At 36.3% G+C, this 19,624-nt stretch carries 15 protein-coding genes; 4 read left to right on the top strand and 11 right to left on the bottom strand.

Annotated elements, in window-relative coordinates; all coding sequences use genetic code 11:
• The first annotated feature begins 353 nt into the window (after positions 1-353).
• The gene (locus RCG25_RS04390) at positions 354-1,415 is read left to right on the top strand and encodes an LCP family protein (protein ID WP_308082469.1); all 1,062 of its coding nucleotides are present in this window, start codon (positions 354-356) and stop codon (positions 1,413-1,415) included.
• Between the two features lie 93 nt (positions 1,416-1,508).
• On the opposite strand, the gene RCG25_RS04385 is transcribed toward RCG25_RS04390, so the two are convergent.
• The gene (locus RCG25_RS04385) at positions 1,509-2,570 is read right to left on the bottom strand and encodes a glycosyltransferase family 4 protein (protein ID WP_308084094.1); all 1,062 of its coding nucleotides are present in this window, start codon (positions 2,568-2,570) and stop codon (positions 1,509-1,511) included.
• A 263-nt stretch (positions 2,571-2,833) separates the two neighbouring features.
• On the bottom strand, positions 2,834-3,943 hold the full coding sequence (locus RCG25_RS04380) for a glycosyltransferase (RefSeq protein WP_308082468.1): 1,110 nt from the start codon (positions 3,941-3,943) through the stop codon (positions 2,834-2,836).
• A 208-nt stretch (positions 3,944-4,151) separates the two neighbouring features.
• Here RCG25_RS04380 and RCG25_RS04375 point away from each other — a divergent pair, with 208 nt between their 5' ends.
• Together RCG25_RS04375 and RCG25_RS04370 are read left to right on the top strand one after the other, a co-directional pair.
• Positions 4,152-5,594: an MBOAT family O-acyltransferase gene (locus RCG25_RS04375; RefSeq protein ID WP_308082467.1), complete on the top strand. Its 1,443-nt coding sequence runs from the start codon at positions 4,152-4,154 to the stop codon at positions 5,592-5,594.
• 12 nt (positions 5,595-5,606) lie between these two features.
• The gene (locus tag RCG25_RS04370; protein ID WP_308082466.1) at positions 5,607-6,707 is read left to right on the top strand and encodes a hypothetical protein; all 1,101 of its coding nucleotides are present in this window, start codon (positions 5,607-5,609) and stop codon (positions 6,705-6,707) included.
• A gap of 17 nt (positions 6,708-6,724) precedes the next feature.
• Here RCG25_RS04370 and RCG25_RS04365 read toward each other — a convergent pair whose 3' ends face one another.
• The 9 genes from RCG25_RS04365 to RCG25_RS04325 form a co-directional block, all read right to left on the bottom strand.
• Positions 6,725-8,158, bottom strand: coding sequence for an O-antigen ligase family protein (locus tag RCG25_RS04365; RefSeq protein WP_308082465.1), 1,434 nt, complete (start codon positions 8,156-8,158; stop codon positions 6,725-6,727).
• Positions 8,159-8,185: 27 nt separating this feature from the next.
• Positions 8,186-9,241: a glycosyltransferase family 4 protein gene (locus RCG25_RS04360; protein ID WP_308082464.1), complete on the bottom strand. Its 1,056-nt coding sequence runs from the start codon at positions 9,239-9,241 to the stop codon at positions 8,186-8,188.
• 148 nt (positions 9,242-9,389) lie between these two features.
• Complete coding sequence (locus RCG25_RS04355; protein WP_308082463.1) at positions 9,390-10,823, bottom strand: flippase; 1,434 nt, start codon at positions 10,821-10,823, stop codon at positions 9,390-9,392.
• 107 nt (positions 10,824-10,930) lie between these two features.
• Positions 10,931-12,385 (bottom strand): oligosaccharide flippase family protein, encoded by a 1,455-nt coding sequence (locus RCG25_RS04350; RefSeq protein ID WP_308082462.1) that lies wholly within the window; start codon positions 12,383-12,385, stop codon positions 10,931-10,933.
• Between the two features lie 56 nt (positions 12,386-12,441).
• The gene (locus RCG25_RS04345; RefSeq protein WP_308082461.1) at positions 12,442-13,185 is read right to left on the bottom strand and encodes a LicD family protein; all 744 of its coding nucleotides are present in this window, start codon (positions 13,183-13,185) and stop codon (positions 12,442-12,444) included.
• 62 nt (positions 13,186-13,247) lie between these two features.
• On the bottom strand, positions 13,248-13,955 hold the full coding sequence (locus RCG25_RS04340; protein ID WP_308082460.1) for a WecB/TagA/CpsF family glycosyltransferase: 708 nt from the start codon (positions 13,953-13,955) through the stop codon (positions 13,248-13,250).
• A gap of 74 nt (positions 13,956-14,029) precedes the next feature.
• Positions 14,030-15,304: a nucleotide sugar dehydrogenase gene (locus RCG25_RS04335; protein WP_308082459.1), complete on the bottom strand. Its 1,275-nt coding sequence runs from the start codon at positions 15,302-15,304 to the stop codon at positions 14,030-14,032.
• A gap of 254 nt (positions 15,305-15,558) precedes the next feature.
• Positions 15,559-16,305 (bottom strand): C40 family peptidase, encoded by a 747-nt coding sequence (locus tag RCG25_RS04330; protein WP_308082458.1) that lies wholly within the window; start codon positions 16,303-16,305, stop codon positions 15,559-15,561.
• Between the two features lie 326 nt (positions 16,306-16,631).
• Positions 16,632-18,125 (bottom strand): glucosaminidase domain-containing protein, encoded by a 1,494-nt coding sequence (locus tag RCG25_RS04325; RefSeq protein WP_308082457.1) that lies wholly within the window; start codon positions 18,123-18,125, stop codon positions 16,632-16,634.
• Positions 18,126-18,308: 183 nt separating this feature from the next.
• Between RCG25_RS04325 and RCG25_RS04320 the strand changes: the two genes are divergently transcribed.
• The gene (locus RCG25_RS04320) at positions 18,309-19,214 is read left to right on the top strand and encodes a nuclease-related domain-containing protein (RefSeq protein ID WP_308082456.1); all 906 of its coding nucleotides are present in this window, start codon (positions 18,309-18,311) and stop codon (positions 19,212-19,214) included.
• Positions 19,215-19,624 lie beyond the last annotated feature (410 nt).

Raw genomic sequence — 19,624 nt, 5'->3', positions numbered from 1 at the left:
GACTATTCTACTAATTTTTCCAAAAGATTGATAGTCTTTTTTGTAAATAATTTGTTGGTATTTTGTAGGTAGTTTGTAAATTTAATTTGAATTTAATTTTTAGAATTTTATATTTTCTCAATAAATACAGTACATTTTTTTAGTAATATAGCATGTAACTAATACAGGGGACCTTTCGTCTATACATATAGTAAGACATGCAAAGTTTGTAATATTATAGAAGAATCATATTTTCAAACTTCGACACAAAGTTTCAATTTACGTATATAGTAAAAAGCGGTAAAATGAAAGTTGGTCTATATTAAATTAATAAAAATACAAAAGTGATAATGATAACTTAAAGGAGAAATTATATGGCCGAATTCCAACGTACTCATCTAATGAGCCAAAAAAAGAGAAAGAGTCGAAAAAAGCGTTTCTTTATGTGGATTATTCTCCCACTACTAATCGTTGCATTAGGTGGCACAGCTTACGCAACTTTTATTCTAAAAAAAGCAGAATCAGTAGTAAATAAATCATATAAGCCGGTAGATGTAGCTTCTAAACGTGAAGTAAAGGTCGACCCGAGTATGGATAACATCTCTATTTTACTGATTGGTGTAGATACTAGTAAAAGCAGGGAGAAAATCTATGGTGATGCAGTTAGATCAGATGCACTCCTAGTGGCAACCTTAAATATTAAGGAAAAATCAGTAAAACTTTTGAGCATCCCACGTGATTCATATGTGTATATTCCCGGTAAAGATAAATTTGATAAAATTACTCATGCTCACGCATATGGTGGACCAAAAATGACGATTGAAACTGTGCAGGAAATGCTTGATATCCCGATTGATTATTATGTAAAAGTAAACTTTTACGCTTTTATTGATGTAGTTAACGCATTAGATGGAATTGATGTTGAAGTGCCATATGCCATTTCTGAAAAAGATTCTGAGGATCATCATGACGCAATCCGATTAAAACCAGGTTTCCAAACATTAAATGGTGAACAAGCGCTTGCTCTAGCAAGAACACGTCATAAGGATACAGATGTTATGCGTGGTATGAGACAGCAGGAAATCATAAAAGCAATCTTGAAAAAAGCTTTATCTATCCAATCCTTCTCAAAACACACGGATGTGATTGAAGCGGTTGGTGACAATATGCAAACAAATATGTCTTTTAAAGATATAAAATCATTAATGGATTATGGTTTAGCCGGAAGCGGATTAAAAATCGATACCTTAAACTTAAAAGGTGAAGATGCCTATATTAATAGAATTTACTATTATAAGCTCGATGATGAGAGTCTTGAAGAAACAAAGAACATTTTAAAGGCACATCTTGGTACTAATTCTTCAGATTCAACTACAACAAGCACAGATAGTGAAGGTTCTAATTCTGATACAGATAGCACAGAAGAAAATAACTAATAACAAAACTGAAAACCGCATCACATCACGTGAAGCGGTTTTTTATTATGTAAAAAAAGCCTGACCATGATTGGCCAGGCTTTTCGTATATTATTATCTATTTCGTACGCTTGTAACTAGTAGAACGCGCATCATTTTAATTAATGGACGGTAGTTCTTTCCGACCAGTCCAATCATTTCAGCGAACAATTCGATCATAATCAACAGGATGACAATGAAGAAGAAGCCACCCAAGAGTTTAGCTTGAGAAAAGATAATCGCCGCAAGTCCGAAAAATGCTGCCATCGCATAAATCATCAAAACTGTCTGACGATGAGTGAAACCAGCTCGAAGAAGACAATGATGTAAATGAGATTTATCTGGTGCTGATAATGGCTTTTTATTTACAATTCGACGAATAATCGCGAAGAATGTATCAGAAATTGGTACGCCAAGAATAATGATTGGAACGATAAAAGAAATCAATGTTACGTTCTTAAAGCCTAATAATGATAATACCGATATCATATAACCTAAGAATAATGCCCCTGTATCACCCATAAAGATTTTGGCTGGGTGGAAATTGTAAATTAAGAATCCTAATGTACTTGCAAGTACGATTGACGCAACAGCCGTTACATATCCATCACCCATAATAATAGCCATTCCTGAAATGGTAATTAGAGCAATAGATGAAACACCCGCAGCAAGGCCATCCAAACCATCAATCAGATTAATGGCATTCGTGATACCCACTATCCAGATAATGGTCAAAGGAATACTCAAGTAACCAAATTCAACTTGTCCCCCGAAAGGCAGGTTGATAAATTGAACATGGACGCCGCCCCCAATAACAACGATCCCCGCAGCAGCAATCTGCGCAATAAATTTCACTTTCGCCGAAAGCTCCATAATATCATCTAGTATTCCAGTAACAACAATGATGATACTTCCGATAATAATAGGAGTAGCAAATTGTCCTCCTGGACGAATGACTAACATACCAATAATGAAGCTTAAATAAATAGCAAGTCCGCCTAGACGCGGCATAATTTTCTGATGAACTTTTCTATGATTTGGGCGATCAGTTGCCCCAATTTTAAAAGCAAGTTTCTTAACTAAAGGCGTAAGAAGTATGGAACTAATAAAGCATAATATTAAGGTGATGTAAATCATCATGATCCTCCCCGGAACTGTTAGCCTATCTCTTACACCATGAAACAGGCAAAATTTCGCAACCATTAAGTCACATGTAAGTTAGTTATCTATTTAACAATCAATTTTACATACATAGTTTCAATCGTACCATGTGGATTATAACATAGCTAAAAGCTATTTAAAATAGATTTTCCTTTTCAATCAACTTACTAATTATTTCATATATTACAATTAATTGAGGAGATTACTATATTAATAGAAAATAACTCAAAGGGCTCTTCTTATCTGCCCTTTACTTTTTGTGATTGATATAGATTCATCACGCGGTCCGTCATGGTGTTTTGGTCATTTTCTTGCGCTTTTACGAGCCCATTACGTACTAGCTTTTCTTTAACCTCTTCTGAGAGAAGAACAGATTCAATCCCCTTTTTCAAAGAAATAACATCATTTACCTCAACTAAAACACCATTTTCATTGTTCAGCAGATATTTTAGTCCACCTACATTCGTCCCCACTACGGGTGTTCCACAAGCCATCGCTTCTACTGCAACAAGTCCGAAGCCTTCAATATGTGAAGGGAGAATGAATACATCAGCAGCTGCCATCCAGCATGCAACCTCTGCTTGACTTTTCGTACCAAGTAAATGAATACTTTTTGTCATACCCAGTTCCTTAATCAAAGATTGCAGTTTTTGAAAATAATTTTGATCTTTGTTAGAACCAATTATGTATAAATGGTAATTTGGATTTTCTTTTTTTAGCATGCTGAATGCTTCAACAAGCTCATTAAGACCTTTTTGCTCAATAATATTACCGACAAACAAAAGCGGTGTTTGATTAGTGTTAATTCCGCAACGTTCTCGTGCTTCTTTTTTATCGATTGGACGAAATACATCCAAATTAACCCCCATATTAATAAGGGAAAGCTTTTCTCTAGGAACCCCAAAGTCTTCCTCAAGTGTAGCATATAGCTCTTCACCAACAGCAATGACCTGATCAGCGTCGACAAGAATACTTTTTGTCATTGAATAAATACGATGGTTTTTTTTGACCATCTTATCGATATCCCCACCATGGGCGGTGACAATCATTCGAGCTCCAAACCATTTTTTGTACCATTTTGCCAGCATTCCGCTTGGAAAAACATAGTGGGCATGGACAACAGAGGTCCTACTGCCTTTAAACAGCAAGTGCAAGGCAAAAGTTAGAAACCATTTACCATATTTCTTAAGTAAATTTAGCTTCCCTTTATTAGGATTGTCTATGGCGATAACATCTACTATTAGTCCCTTGTTCCTCAGCGCTTCCACTTGGTTTTTAACAAAAATGCCCCAGCTCTTATGCTCTCTTGAGGGATACATATTTGAGATGACAGTTACTTTATTTTTCATAACTTCTCCTAATATTTTTAGCTTAATTGCAGAATACGTTCTTTTTAATATACCATGAATTATGACGAAAAACACAACCCAAAAGTTACATATTCGTTATTTTTTCCGTTGATTTGCCATATTCTATGCTTATTCGACACAATGCAATGCGTCCCGTTACTATGTTATAATAACTTCGTGTTTTGAACATCATTAGGGGGTCAGAATTTTGTTATTTAACTCATACATATTTATTCTCGTTTTCTTACCAATAGTATTCGCAGGATATTACCTGCTTTTGAACTTAAAAAACAAAAACATTGCAAAAATTTTTTTTGTGATAGCCAATCTGTATTTCTACAGCTATTGGAATGTGAAGTATTTACCAATAATTGTCTCATCCATTGCGGTTAATTTCAGTCTGGCAACCATCTTAAATAAAATTCAGAGCCTCGTGTTAAAAAGAATCATATTAACCGTTGGCATCCTTTTTAATATTGCCTTGCTCGGTTATTACAAGTATTATGATTTCTTTATAACCAATATCAATGCAGTCTTCAGAACTGATATTTCCCTGTTGAATCTAGCTTTACCACTAGCAATCAGTTTCTTTACTTTCCAGCAAATCGCTTACCTGGTTGACACCTTTCGGGAAGGAACAAAAGAATATTCTTTACTTGATTATGTTTTCTTTGTCACTTTCTTTCCCCACTTAATTGCAGGGCCAATTGTTCATCATCGTGAAATTATTGATCAGCTTAGAGATGGTTCAAATTACAAAATGAAATCGAAAAACATTGCCTCTGGGCTATACATTTTTTCAATTGGACTTTTTAAAAAGGTAATTATCGCTGATACACTCGCTGAATGGGCAAATCTAGGCTATAACAATATCGCTTCCTTAACACTTTTTGATAGCTGGATTACAACGCTGGCATACACTTTCCAGTTGTATTTTGATTTCAGTGGCTACTGCGATATGGCGATTGGTTTAGGACTATTATTTAATATTAAACTCCCAGTTAACTTCAATTCACCCTATAAGTCATTGGATATACAAGATTTTTGGCGCAGATGGCATATGACTCTTGGCCGCTTCTTTACTCATTATCTATATATCCCATTAGGCGGAAGCAGAAAAGGTAATATCCGCACATATATTAATCTTTTCATCATTTTCTTTGTCAGCGGAATTTGGCATGGTGCCGGCTGGACATTTGTTATTTGGGGGATTCTACACGGAATCGCTTCTGTTATTAACCGTTATTGGAAAGGACTCGATATTAAGCTTCCTAGGTTTATTGCCTGGTTTATTACCTTTTTCTTTGTACACATAGCATGGGTATTTTTCCGCTCACCAGATTTAACAACAGCCAAAGTCATGCTAACAAAAATGTTTAGTATCCAAGCCTTCCATTTTCCAGCTGGAATTACAGCAGCCTTAAACGAACGTCTTGGAACACATTTTATTCCATGGGCTTATTATTTTGATTTGAAATTATCCGCCCTATTTGTGGTGATATTAGCAATTATCCTTTTAACCAAAAACTCAATTGAACGATTAAATACATTCAAACCAAGTTATCGTATCGCTGTTTTTATCAGCTTTATTGCCGTTATTGCCTTATTGTACTTAAATAGGGTTAGCGAATTTCTATATTTTAAATTTTAAGGAGTTAACTTAATGTCTTATAAAAGATTCCTTGCAGTCTCAGCTATAATCTCAATGTTATTTATCCTCATTGTTTCGATATTTATGTATGTGGTTGACCCTTTATTTTATTTTAGAAAAACCACGCTTTATCGTCCCCAATATTCTGGTGCTGAACGGTACCAAATGCCGGGACTATTAAAAAATCAAGATTACAATACAGTTTTTACTGCTACATCAATGGGCAGAAATTTCCGTGAAAACTATGCAAATGAAAAACTTGGGGAGAAGACTTTCAATGCATCTCTTCCTGCGTCTACCGCAAAGGAACAATCCATGGTCGCGGAATCTGCTCTTCGCAATAAACCAAATCTAAAAAGAGTTATTTGGGAATTGAATTACTATTCCTTTGCTAGTGATCCTGAATGGGTAATGGGCCCACCAAGTGATTTTCCAACTTACATGTATGATCAATCAAAAATAAATGATATTCGCTATTTGTTTAGTTCATACTCTGTTGAAATCTTTTATAAAAACTTGATGGCAAATAAAAATGGGGATGAGCGTTGGCGGGAGGTAGAAACTCTCTACAAATTCGGTCAAGTCGCTCCTGTTGAATCCATTAAGCACATTCAAACGTCATTAAATAATGTACAACCTATGAGTCAGCTTCCTAGCTTTGAAAAAGCTTCAGTTCAAATAAAATCATTTAAGGAAAATGTGATTTCACTTGTTAAAACACACCCAAATACAACATTCACATTATTTTATGCACCCTATCCAGTGTATAATCATGTATCCTTTTATAAGAAGCATCCGGATTACTTAAAGGAAAGATTGAAGTTTAAAAAAGAGGTTTTTGAATTAGCTCAGAAATATCCAAATATAGAAATTTACGATTTTCAAGATGCAAAGGAAATTACCTTTAACATAGGAAATTATCAAGGAGACCAAGTCCATTATTATAGTTTCATTAATAATTGGATTATTGATTACTTGGCTAAAAATAAACCCATTCAAACCGAAGAAGAGTACGCTGTAAAGCTACAAAATTTCAAAGAGCAAATAACAAACTTCCGTATTAGTCAGTTAAAAACAGAAAGTACAATAAAAGAAAATTATGTAGCCCAATAAGCAAAGAGCCAGACTTCCTAAATAAAGGAATCTGGCTCTTTGTTTATTTGTTTGTTCAAGACAATACCCAGAAGGATAAAGTAGAACATCATAAAAGTATCATTTTCAAGGATGTTATAAACTGCTCCTCCGACAATTAAGGCAATAAATAAGTAGGAAAGCAACGGTCCATAAAACTTCTTTCTGTTTTTCCATGTAGCAACTAATAAGAAATAGCTCACCAAGATAAGAGCAAGCGTTCCTAGTATTCCTGTTTCAGCAAGGACAAGAATATATTGGTTATCTGAATAGAAATTGGATTCAATTCCGTAATCATCATAAATCGGTGAGGAATAAGCAAGTGTTGCCGCCCCGCCAAATGTGCCGAACCCTGTTCCAACGATTGGATGGTCTTTAAAAATCTCAACTGCTTTTTTAACGTAATAAAGTCTTCCGCTTGAACTACTCTGTCCGATGGTTTCTTCAGAAAATGCATTTTTATATCGCTTCGAACCGTTGTCACTATCTTTTCCGTATCCCTCTTGGTCTTCACCGGTTAAATAATGATTATAATACAGGTCTGCTGCTTGGTTAACGCCAAAGAACAAACCAATAGACACAATAGCAACAATGCTAAGCTTTACAAAAGGTCTCCATTTTCTATTTACAATTAAATAGATGACAAGAAAAGCAAATAGCGTCAGAAGAGTTCCACGTGAATACGTAAGCAACATCGTCGTACCCATTAAAGTCATCCCTACATAAAGGAAAGAACGTGCCTTACCGTGAACCTGCTTTAATAAATAAAGAGAGATGATAATTGCGATTAATAAATATAGTGATAATTCATTAGGTCCTTTAAGCAAGCCATAAACACGAATTCGGTTCGTTGGTGACAACCACCATTCCTGCCATTCCTGCGGCATTAACGCTGTTTTATTAGAGATTTTTTCAACTATCCCCTGGATAGACATGATAACAGCTAAGAAAAAGGTGGTGTATGACATTCTTCGAATCATCACTGAAGTGATATCCATGCGCTTAACAATATAATAAACGAGATAAAACAAAAAGTAAGCACGGAACTGGACAATAATTGCCTTAAGAGAAACATCAGTTATTAAGGCAGAAAGCACACCGATTACAGCAAAAGCAAAAAACGCTAATTCAAATGGATGGAAGGTAAACAACTTTCTTAGTTCTTTGCGAGAATCCCAAATGGTCCGAATAAGTAACAGGCCGATAATGGCATCACCAATTACTTTAAACCCTGGATTAACCGCTATTAAAAAAGGTCGTAGTGGAATAAAAATCAGTAAAAATAAAATTCCATTTTCTTTTTTCCAAAAAGACAATAGCGCTATAAACACCGAGATCAGTAGAGCCAATTTCGAATTGGTTACTACTAGACCGACTATTACCGCCAGTATTCCTATAAATAAGATTGAAAGGTTTCTTTGAAGTAAATTCATTAATTTGTACCCCTAAACATAATTTTATTACTTATAAAGTGCAATTGTTTCTTTCACCATTTTTTCTAATGTGAAATTCTCATCAAAATACTCTCTTCCCTTAATGGAAAGTTCTTGGACTAGCGCTTGGTCAGTAAACAGGCTTAAAAGAGTTTGTGCTAACTCTTCCGTATCCCCATACTTTACAAGCATCCCAGTCTCTCCATGCTTGACAATTTCAGGCAAACCGCCCACGTTTGTTGCTACCACAATCCTGTTATAGGATAGAGCTTCCATCGCCACATAGGATAATGCCTCATTGCTTGATGGAATGACGATAATGTCACTACTTAGGTATAGCTTATCCTTATCTGAGGAAAAACCTTTAAAATGAACAAAATTTTCAAGGCTTAATTGTTGGACCAAGGAAGTTAATTCTTCCTGCTGTGGACCTTCCCCGTAAATATGGCATTCCCACTTGATTTCTGGGTTATGCTTCCTAAGCATTGCTAAGCTTTTAATCAAAAAAGCCTGTCCTTTTTCTTCACGGAGTCTACCAACAACTGATATCACTGGTACAGCTCTTAGGCTAGTTAATGGATCACTGTATACCGGGCCATTCACTCCGTTATAAATTAATTTTAGCTTGTTAGTTGAGACTCCCTTTTGCTGCAGCTGCTTAAACATAAATAGGGAAACAGTAATCACCTTATGATTGAAGGTTGTCATGACTTTATTTAACGTTCGGATGGCCTTGCCCATTGGAACATCAACGTGATAGCTCCATATAACCTTGCAGCGAGCCCCCATCAGTTTTGCCAATATTGCGAGGTAATTTTCCCTTAAGAACTGAGCATGAATGACGTCCACCTGTTCCTTAAGAGCTATTTGCTTAACTTGCTTAGCAGCATTAAGATCAAACGGACCTGTCATTTTCACTTGATGGATATTAACGTTAGTTCGTTTAAAATCCTCTAAACCAGGACCCTCTTCTGAATAAATAAACACACTATTTTCTGGTCCTACTGCATGAATTAAATCTAAGACGTACTTTTCAGTTCCGCCTTTACCAACGAAATTTAATAAGAATAAAATTTTCTTCAATAGGAACCCCTCTTGAATGATATAGTATAAATTCGATTGAGAACAAAATAATGTTATCGTTTATCGCGGTTTTTATCAAGTCATAACTTACATCTTTATCACTACGACAAAAAGAAGAGCACATTTAGAGCTCTTCTTTACCCATTATTCATTTTGGTTTAAAAGCAAACAATTTTTTCATATAACCATATGCTATCTGTTCTCGAATTAATAAAAGAACTCCTACATATACCGATACTCCAATCACTACTTTTAAGATGATCGACAGCAAGAATGACAGTTGAAAGTAAGAACTTAACTGATATCCAATGAGGGCCATAACAATAGAAGCTACCAAATAGGTAATCATCGCCTTTTTGGTTCCCACCTTAAAGTTAAGAACACCTCTTAAGAACCATAATTGAATGGCTAATATTAATCCTTCTGTTACTGTCGTCGCAATGGCCGCTCCCGCACCACCATAGCGTGGGATCAGCATTAGATTTAGAACAAAGTTCAATAGCGCGCCAATAACGATTGGCAATGTATACTCTTTATTCTTTTTCATAGGAACCAGGTACCAGGAACCGAAGATGACACCTAATGACTTAAATATAATAATCGGTGCCATAATCATCGCAATCCTAACGCTTGCCTCAAATTTACTTCCCAAGAACCACAGCACAAAATCCTTAGAAATAAGTAAAAATCCAAAGGTGATTGGCAGAACTAGAAACACAGTAAAGGTGACCCCATCCCTTAGCACCTGCCTTAGCTTTTCAAACCTCTCCTCTGCAATAAGAGAAGAAGTCCGCGGCAGCATGACGACTCCTGAAATATTAATCAGAGATGAAATCATATAAACAATTTTATAGGATTGTTCGTAAAAGCCTACCTGAGCCGTTGTGGACATAATCCCGAGCATGGTTTTATCCAATACAGAATATATCATAGCTGAAAAGCTAGGGATGAATAGAATTAACATCTGTATAAAATGTGTTTTGTAAACGAGGTTTGTTACCGTCAAACGAACATATTCATGTAATCGGTAAAACAGAGCCACATTCCCAACGATTACAGCTGCTCCCATTATAATGGTATATAAAACAAGATCCTTTTCATCTTTTACAAAAATAAACACACTTCCAAAGCCCAACAGCTTGAGCGTAATATTCCGAGTAACCACCTTCTTGAATTGTTCCAGCCCTTGGAACAGCCAGGTAATATCAAAAAATGCGCCAATTAAATGGAGTGACTGCCAGAAAAAAACAGCATCTCCATTCCAAATGAGTGGAACGCAAACAAAATAAATAACCGTTGCTATTGCTAATAATCCCGTACGTATAAGAAATATTTCGCTAAAGGAACGAGATAACTGTTGCCCATCTGCTTTCACATTTGCGATTTCCCTGATGGCATACAAGTTGGATCCAAGAAGAAATACATTTATGAAAAGGGTAATGTAAGAAAAACTATAACTATAATGTCCCACACCTTGTGGGCCCAAGATCCTCGAAATATATGGGATAGTTAAAAAAGGCAGCCCAAGCAAGACAAATTGTTGAAGCAGTACGTAAAGGAAATTCTTCTTTAAAGTAGACATAATAAACCTCAAATTTTGACTTTATCCATGATTATAGCGGACAACTGTATACACAATATTAAAGTTTCCTTAAGTTTTGCTTAAGATATAAATGCAATGAAAACTGCTTATTTTTTCAACAATTTACCCTTTATTTTAGAAGTAATTAAAGTAACGATTTCATCTCTTGTGAGGAATAAAATCAATATATAGTATAGACCACAGGCTGCAATGATAAGAACGAATAGGGTAATCGTTCCGCTGACAACCGAGCGAATGGCCAGGGAAATAAGAATAAACGGCAGTGAGTAGACAAGATATTTCAGGTTTGTCCATGAGAGTAACTGAATTGGAATTTTAAGATACTTCCTAATATAAACGTATTCACTGGCAATCAGTAACACGTTGGCAATTGCCGTCGTCAGGATGGCAGTTTTCGCATCTAGGATGCCTAAATATAAGAAGCCAAAATTCAGCGCTAGATTGGCTATTCCACAGACAAAAATTAAGCGAACAAGGATATTTTCTTTCTTTTTAATATAGATGACCTGATTGGATAAAATGGATTCAAATCCAATCGTAATCATATAGAGGGCAAAAATAGATAGAACCGGGCCTGCAGCTCTAAATTCTTTATCCCCATAGATAATAACCCCCAGGTCTGCAATAGCGTAAAGCCCAATCGCCGCTGGAAACAGCAAGGCAGAATAGATTTTGGTAATTTTCTTTAGCAGGTCAAGGTACTGCTCCTCATTTTCCCCACCTAATAAGAATGACAGCCTTGGAATCGTCACCTGAATGATACTTAACATCAACGCATTAATCATCGTGGCGATTTGCTGTGCCAAGGTATAATAGGAAACGGATTTTTCACTGACGAATTCCCCAAGCATAAACCGGTCCAGCTGCGTGTACAGGATGTTACCGTTTGAAAAAATAACGACTAGAAATAACGGCTTGAGATGCGGTCGGAAATGTAAGTTTGAAAAGTCAAATTTCACTCTACTTTTCACATAAAAATAACTAATCACGTTATTTAAACCAGTTGATAGCACTAATAGTCCGACAAATATAAGGTAGTCATCCGTGCCTTTAATGAAGGTTAACAACAATATGACATAGACGATCTTCACTGCGATCGTCTTAATGGTAATAAAGCCATAATCTTCGTAGGCTTCGTTTACCCATTCAACATAGAAAATATTGAAGAAAAAGTTGATCGCATACACCATTAACACAGGGAATAATGCCTTTTCCCCATAACCGAAATAGGCGACAGCCATATAGGTAATTAAGGAGACAACGTTTGTCAGTAAGCTGAAAGTAAATAAGCTGGTAAATAGTTGTGCTACCTTTTGCTTATCATTCTTGATTCGACTAACCTCACGAAGTCCATATTGATAGATCCCAAAGGCCGCAAAAATAAAGAAATAGTTAAAAATCGTTTCCCCGTACTTTACTCTTCCGATGGCATCCGAGCCTAATGTACGATAAACATAGGCTCCAATTAATACAGGTAAAATTAGATTAAAGAAGTTTAACGTAATTTTATAGATTGCGTTTTTTATTAACGACTTTTGCATAAAACAACCCTCAAATCAAAAGGCAAAGGCCCGCCACAGAGACAGCCCTTCCATTCCTAAATATATTCCTTTACAATAACCGGTTTATCAACCAGCTTAATATTATCTGGTGATTCTCCTGCAACCCAGTTCTCATCTTTTTTCATATAGCTTGTCCCGTAGTTATCAACCAAATACTCATGATAGTTTGAAGGAATCTTAAACAGTTCACCTTTAAATTCATAGTCCATTAACCCCGTAAAACGGGAGGTAACGGATTGGGTGCGATACCCTTTAGCAATTTGATAGTCCGAATGATTTTCAAACTCCATCTTCGTGCCGATATCACTAAAATAACACCAAATTTTATCCTCACCGGTCTTCCAATAATAGAAGATATCAATATGTAAGCCATTATAATGAAAGGCCTGTTCAAAAATCTTTCCGTCCATTTCATATTGTTTGTAAAGCTTTACCCCTTTTTTCTCTAACACCTTAACAAGCTTTGCTTTCGTTTGGTCATCAAAATTAAAGCAGCCAATATCAAGGTCCTTGTCGTGCCCAATAAAGTCCTTCTCTCTTACTGCACCAAGCAACGTCCCATAATCGAGCCAGAATTCTTCTCCGATTTCTGCAAAACCTTCTTTCATATATTTCAAGGTTTGCATACCGTAAACATGGACCATATCCTTCTGCTTTTGGTATTGTACTTTATCATATTTTCTTTTCATTTTTATTAAAACCGGATTATTTTTAGCTACCCCATAGAATTTACTGGCGCGTAATTGTTTGATTAAATTGTCAACAAACGTTGCCATCATTCTTCCCCTTCTTCCATGAACTAAAAGCCTCTCCCTTTTAAAATCGAGAAAGGCCTCTGATGTTATTTTTTTAACGTTCTTAATAGAAACTTTGGTAAAATTAGCTGCCTTTTCCAGCGCCAAGGTTCTTTCACAAGTCGGTAAAACCATTCAAGACCAAGGGACTGAAATACTTCAGGCGCCCGTTTCAGATTCCCTGATATGACATCATAGGAACCGCCGACTCCTTGAAACACGTAAGGTGCCACTTGATCCATATGATTGACAATCCAATATTCTTGTGCTGGACTGCCAAGTGCAACGAACATAATTTCAGGATCATGCTGATTAATCGTCTTGATAATCACTTCTTCATCTTTTTCATAACCATGAAGTGTACCTACAATGTTAATGCCAGGGATTTGCTTTTCCAGCTCTGCTTTGGCCGCATCAGCCACTCCTGGTTTTCCACCATATAAGAAAATGCGCTTTCCTTGTGCAGCAGCTGTTTGACACAGCTTCAACATCATATCAATCCCTGTTACCCGGCTTTTCACTTGACCACCCTTTAGCTTGGACGCTAAGATGACTCCAATCCCATCTGGAATTTGATAATCAGCGCGGTTCAACAGTTTTCTAAGCTCCACATCTTCTTGGGCCTTCATAATTTTTTCCGGATTAATGGCAACTATAAATGATTTTTTTTTCGTTTCGATATCCTTCATCAATAACGAGGCAAGCTGATCATAATCATAATTACAAACATCCACCCCGAGGAAATTTTCCTTCATATGTACCACCTGTATTATTTGGACTTCATATACGAAATGAACTGCGGCTTAGGTTCAGCCGCAGTAATTATCCATTAACTATTTTTAGAATCCCCTAATAAGCGAACGTCAAAACCTGCATTTACCCAAGCTTCGCGTGGAAGGCAATTTTTTGTATCTAAAACAATTTTTGAACGAACCAGGTTCGCTGTTTGCTTCGGATCAAGTATTTTAAACTCATCATGCTCTGTTAAAATAAGAACGATATCTGCATTCTTTAATGCTTCTTCCAATTGTAACGTTTGCTGAGGAATTTTCTGCTCCTTAATATGTGGATCAAAAGCAGTAAATTCAAGATTCAGCTCTTTTAAGTGATGAATAACTTCAACAGATGGACTTTCACGCATATCATCAATATTAGCCTTAAACGATAACCCTAAAACGGCTACTTTAGGATTTGTGATTTGGTGTTGCTCGCTAATCGTTTTGACTTTATTAGCCACATAAAGCGGCATAGAATCATTTGTTTTACGTGAAAGGTGAATGATTTGTGCATTTTCTGGATCCTGCTCCACTAGGAACCATGGATCAACTGCGATACAATGTCCGCCAACCCCAGGTCCCGGTAAGTGGATATTTACACGTGGGTGATGATTCGCAAGCTTAATTGCATCCCACACATTCACGCCGATTTTTTCACTGATTCGTGCAAGCTCATTGGCAAATGCAATGTTGACATCGCGGTACGTATTTTCAATAACCTTTACCATCTCGGCTGTTGTCGCATCAGTTAAGAAAATTTCACCTTTAACAAAGGCACGATAAAGCTCAGCTGTCTTTTCAGATGATTCTTCGTTAATTCCACCAACAATACGGCTATTATTTACAAGCTCTTCGAATACACGACCTGGAATAACTCGTTCAGGGGAGTGAGAAACAAGTAGTTCTGTTCCGATTTCGAGTCCGCTTTCTTTTAAGATTGGAATCATTACGTCTTCTACCGTTCTTGGAGGAACAGTTGACTCAAGAATGACAAGGTTTCCCTTTTCAAGATAAGGAACGATAGATTTTGTAGCTGCTTGAACATATTTCATATCTGCTGTTTTATCAGAGTTAATTGGTGATGGAACGGCTATGATAAAGACATCAGCTTTTACCGGTGTAGTTGAAACAGTAAAATTACCGCTGTCGATTGCTGCAATCAGGCGCTCCTCTAGTCCATTTTCTTCGATATGAAGCTGTTTATTTTGGATTTTTTCAACTGCCGCAGCATTTACGTCTACACCGTGAACCTGAATGCCATTATTAGCAAACATAACAGATGTAGGAAGACCGATATAACCAAGGCCGATGACACAAATTTTACTCATGAAGTAAACTTCCTTTCCAGACATACTTTGAATGACTATAATCATATATTTTACCTTGATGATGAGATCTACCCTTCAATAAGGTATGACAATTAAATTTTTACAACTAATTGTAACAAATAACAGCACTAAAAGAAACTGTGAGCCGCAAATGATGTCGAATTTTACCCTTTTGTTCATTAATTAACTAATATTTATTTGAAAATAAAAAACGAAACCTTCTTAAATGGTTTCGCTTTTTGTACTTATTTTGCTTATTGAATCCAAGCCCCATTACTGTTCAATTTATACCCACTAATGGTTGTGCTTTTAGCCATGGTTCCATCGGAGTATAGATAATACCATTTTCCACCTGAATATATCCAACCCGTACTCATAGAACCACTTGAATACATATAATACCAATCATTATGCCAATATAACCAACCAGTAGCCATTTCACCGTCTGTGTCCAAATAATACCATTCGCTGTTATCTTTCAACCATCCAGTCTGTTTTACACTATTTTTATAGAAGTACCACTTTTTATTTGAAAGAACCCAACCATTCGTGGTATTCCCAATACGTTTAGAACCAATATATGTTGATGAGTAATAAGATTCTGACAGAGAACTAACTTTTACACCATTTGATGACGCATGAACAAACTTATTGTCACTTAAATAAATACCCACATGAGAAGCTCCAGCCTTATATGTACTAAAGAAAACTAAATCTCCTTCTTGTAAGTTACTTTTCGAAACCGCTTGCCCTCTAGTGTATTGATCAGAAGCTGTTCGTGGGATAGTAATACCCGCTTGCTTGTATGTATAACTCGTAAAACCAGAGCAATCAAATCCACTCGGTGATGTGCCTCCCCATACATAAGGAACTCCAATGTATTCAAGTGCTATATCTGTAACCTTATCTCCAAATGATGCTGCTTCTGTTTTCTGTCCACCAATAAATCCGCTCAAGAGTAAAGAACATGATAGTAGACCACTGACTATAAACTTCTTCATGATAACCTCCGTGTTTCTTTTTCTCTCTCTCTATTAATTATTTATAGTATCTCATAAAAGTTGCTAGTTTTAATTTACAGTTGTTTATTAATAGTATTACAGGAATGTTTCAAATACTGACCATATTCGACTTTTTATTTGATTTTTCTGAAAAAATGGTAAAAATTCAGGTATATAGCCTTAATAAATCTCGTGACTTTCAAACTATGTTTGGGAGTGACTTGTATAAATGCTAGCGAAATTTGTCAACTCATCTTCTTTTTTGGAAAAATCCTAAGAAAATAGAATAGGAACCACCATTAAGTGATTCCTACTAAAAAGTTTGATTAAAGCATGGCACCCGTTTTTCCTAGACGATACCCGCCAACGGTAGTGTTGGCAGCCATATGGCCATCCTTGTATAGGTAGTACCATTTGCCACTAAGCTTGATCCAGCCTGTTTGCATGACACCACTATTATTTAAGTAATACCACTTACCGCCAGTGTAGAGCCACCCAGTTTTCATGTCGCCATTCTTAAAGTCAAGGTAATACCATTTTCCTCCTGAATACAACCAACCAGTTTTCATATCGCCGTCTGGGTTGAGATAATACCATTTGCCATTTATCTGTTTCCAGCCTGTAAGCATGACACCTGACGACGTGTCTAAGAAATACCATTTGTTTTTATCTAGAAGCCAGCCTGTTTTATAGGTGCCGTCCCCATTATTGTAATACCATTTTTCAGCAATATTTTTCCAACCTTTTGTATAAGTAAAGATGTTAAATTCTTTAATAATCGTTGAAATTTTTCCAGCCCACGCTTCATCTGTTGAGTATTGATGTAATTCATCATTAAATCTCATATTATCAAGAGTTGGCTGTGGGAATGGATACTGGAATCCCGTAGTTCTGTTTACATATCTAGTACTAATAAATTTAGCCCCTTCAATAATGCCTGTACTTTTAGAAGAAAACGTATCCGCACCCTCTGCAGGCTGTGAATCATAGGCGCCAATTCCATAATAGTTATGGACATTTTTAACGATATCCGAGGTTCCCCATTTGGTCTCAAGTCCTGAATGTGCCAAAAGGTAGACAGCATTTAAGTGTGCACTAGTTTGGGCTTCTAGATAAGCAGATCCCATTGCAGCCATTTCCGTAGTGGCTCCATTCGTCTTATACTCAATAAACTTGTTTATTTGATTGGCTGTTACTTTGGCAACAGTATTTAATGGAGTAAAGATTGAAAGGTTAGTGGTCACTTTCCCCTCTTTATCAAATTCATACGGAATCACATTTAAGCCTTTTCCGTAATCAATGAAATTTGATCCTTCTCCTTCTTGATAGGTTCCTTTAATCCAACCTTCATGTCCATCTGTCGTTTGGATTTTATAGAATTTACTTTGTTTATCATAATCAAGGACATATACTTTCGCCTTATCGGGAACAGACCCTATTGAAGGCTTTGTCGTACTTGGGTCTTCTCTTAGATTTCTGCCTTCTTTTACAAGCCACGTTTGATTCATGATATTACTGCTTAAATAATCCTTATGGACCCAGCCTGTCCTACCATCTGCCATACGTATTTGTGCAGCGTAGTCCTTCACACTGAGGATTGTCACCTTGTCCTTAAAAGATAACACTGCATATCTCTTGTAGTCTGAACCTAGATGAATTCTAAAATCAGATAACTCCTCGAAATTCCGATAGACTGGTAAATTTATTGAGATGACAGTCATTTCGGATTGTGTCGTTGATTCGGCAGCCATTGCCTTATTATGAAAAATCCCCAATAACAAAAGAACAACTAAGAAACTTCGAAATACTACTTTTTTCAATTCCTTTCTCCTCTCAATCTATTTATCTATTTTTAAGGGTAACATATTTTCCAACCGTTTCCACCCTAATTCGACAAACATCTTGTAATTTCTTCAAGGAATGTTCAAACTTTTTTTATCATCGAGTGAGAAATTTTATTAAAATGAAAATAGAATTGGATAAATTATGAAGGGAAGTGCTTTATGGCTTTTAAACCTCGCACGGAACGGCAGGAATTAATAATATTAAGAAGCTTGAATGCTAGGATGGAGTTACCAGATGTCGATAAGAGGAACTTTTATAATCTAAAAAAAGGATACGAAGGGGAAGTGATGTTTGATTCATTGACCGAAAAAATTCAGAGTAATTGTTATGTATTAAATGACTTATTGTTGGAGGTTAATAATAATAAGTTTCAAATTGATACGTTGATTATTAAAGATACCCTGCACATTTTTGATGTTAAAAATAATGAAGGTAATTATTATTATGAAAATGGTGAGTTTTACTCTAAGAAGAATGATACGAAAATCACCACCAACCCACTTGATCAGCTAAAACGCTGTGACTCTCTCTTTCACCAGTTACTGCAAAAACATGGCTTCAGAATACCAGTAGAATCCAATGTTGTCTTTATTAACCCCGAATTCACGCTTTACCAAGCACCAAAAAATAAACCTCTTATTTTTCCTACACAACTGAATTCCTTATTTAAAAAATTAAATACACCTACAAGGAATCTTACTAACAGACACAAACAATTGGCTGAGCTATTAGATTCGTTGCATCAAGTAGATTCTCCTTATCCGAGGCTGCTGAAATACGAATTTGGACAGCTCGATAAAGGGCTCAGTTGTTGTACTTGCCAGTCTTTAAGAGTTTCAGTCAGAGAACTGAAAGCCACTTGTGATGATTGTGGGGCCGAAGAAGAAATCGAATCTGCTGTTTTACGAAGTGTGATGGAACTTAAGCTTCTTTTTCCTGACATAAACATTACCACCAACCTTGTTTATGTCTGGTGTCGTGTAATTTCAAAAAAGACAATTAGGAGAATTCTTAAGAAGCATTTTAAAGCTATAAATAATAGAAGAAATTGTTATTATGAGTAAAAAGCAATCTTTTTCTCTTAGAGCGGGCCATAGTAAACAATCCTATTGCCCACTCAGGGATTTTTTTCCTTGTCTCGGGCTTTAGGATTTTTTTCTATTGACCCTTTGAACACTTTTCCCTTTGCCACGGGCATTAGAAGAATCCCTTATTTACCGGTTGTACACTTTTCTCCTTGCCACGGGTATTAGAAACTTTCCCTATTTACCGGTCGTACACTTTTCTCCTTGCCACGGGTATTAGAAACTTTCCCTATTTACCGGTCGTGCACTTTTCTCCTTGCCACGGGCATTAGAAACATTCCCTATTTACCTCTTGAGCACTTTTTCCCTTGCCAAGGGTATTAGAAGCATCTCCTATTTACTGTTCGTGCACATTTTCCCTTGCCAAGGGTATTAGAAGCATCTCCTAT

It is taken from the genome of Neobacillus sp. PS2-9 (assembly GCF_030915525.1).
GTDB lineage: Bacteria > Bacillota > Bacilli > Bacillales > Cytobacillaceae > Neobacillus.
The sequence above is the reverse complement of the archived record's forward strand: the minus strand, read 5'-3'. Positions and strand labels throughout refer to the sequence as shown.

Excerpts from the sequence above, each read along its gene's own strand:
- RCG25_RS04390 (WP_308082469.1), top strand. The coding sequence starts at position 354 with ATGGCCGAATTCCAACGTACTCATCTAATGAGCCAAAAAAAGAGAAAG.
- RCG25_RS04385 (WP_308084094.1), bottom strand. The coding sequence starts at position 2,570 with ATGATTTACATCACCTTAATATTATGCTTTATTAGTTCCATACTTCTT.
- RCG25_RS04380 (WP_308082468.1), bottom strand. The coding sequence starts at position 3,943 with ATGAAAAATAAAGTAACTGTCATCTCAAATATGTATCCCTCAAGAGAG.
- RCG25_RS04370 (WP_308082466.1), top strand. The coding sequence starts at position 5,607 with ATGTCTTATAAAAGATTCCTTGCAGTCTCAGCTATAATCTCAATGTTA.
- RCG25_RS04365 (WP_308082465.1), bottom strand. The coding sequence starts at position 8,158 with ATGAATTTACTTCAAAGAAACCTTTCAATCTTATTTATAGGAATACTG.
- RCG25_RS04355 (WP_308082463.1), bottom strand. The coding sequence starts at position 10,823 with ATGTCTACTTTAAAGAAGAATTTCCTTTACGTACTGCTTCAACAATTT.
- RCG25_RS04350 (WP_308082462.1), bottom strand. The coding sequence starts at position 12,385 with ATGCAAAAGTCGTTAATAAAAAACGCAATCTATAAAATTACGTTAAAC.
- RCG25_RS04345 (WP_308082461.1), bottom strand. The coding sequence starts at position 13,185 with ATGATGGCAACGTTTGTTGACAATTTAATCAAACAATTACGCGCCAGT.
- RCG25_RS04340 (WP_308082460.1), bottom strand. The coding sequence starts at position 13,955 with ATGAAGGAAAATTTCCTCGGGGTGGATGTTTGTAATTATGATTATGAT.
- RCG25_RS04335 (WP_308082459.1), bottom strand. The coding sequence starts at position 15,304 with ATGAGTAAAATTTGTGTCATCGGCCTTGGTTATATCGGTCTTCCTACA.
- RCG25_RS04330 (WP_308082458.1), bottom strand. The coding sequence starts at position 16,305 with ATGAAGAAGTTTATAGTCAGTGGTCTACTATCATGTTCTTTACTCTTG.
- RCG25_RS04320 (WP_308082456.1), top strand. The coding sequence starts at position 18,309 with ATGGCTTTTAAACCTCGCACGGAACGGCAGGAATTAATAATATTAAGA.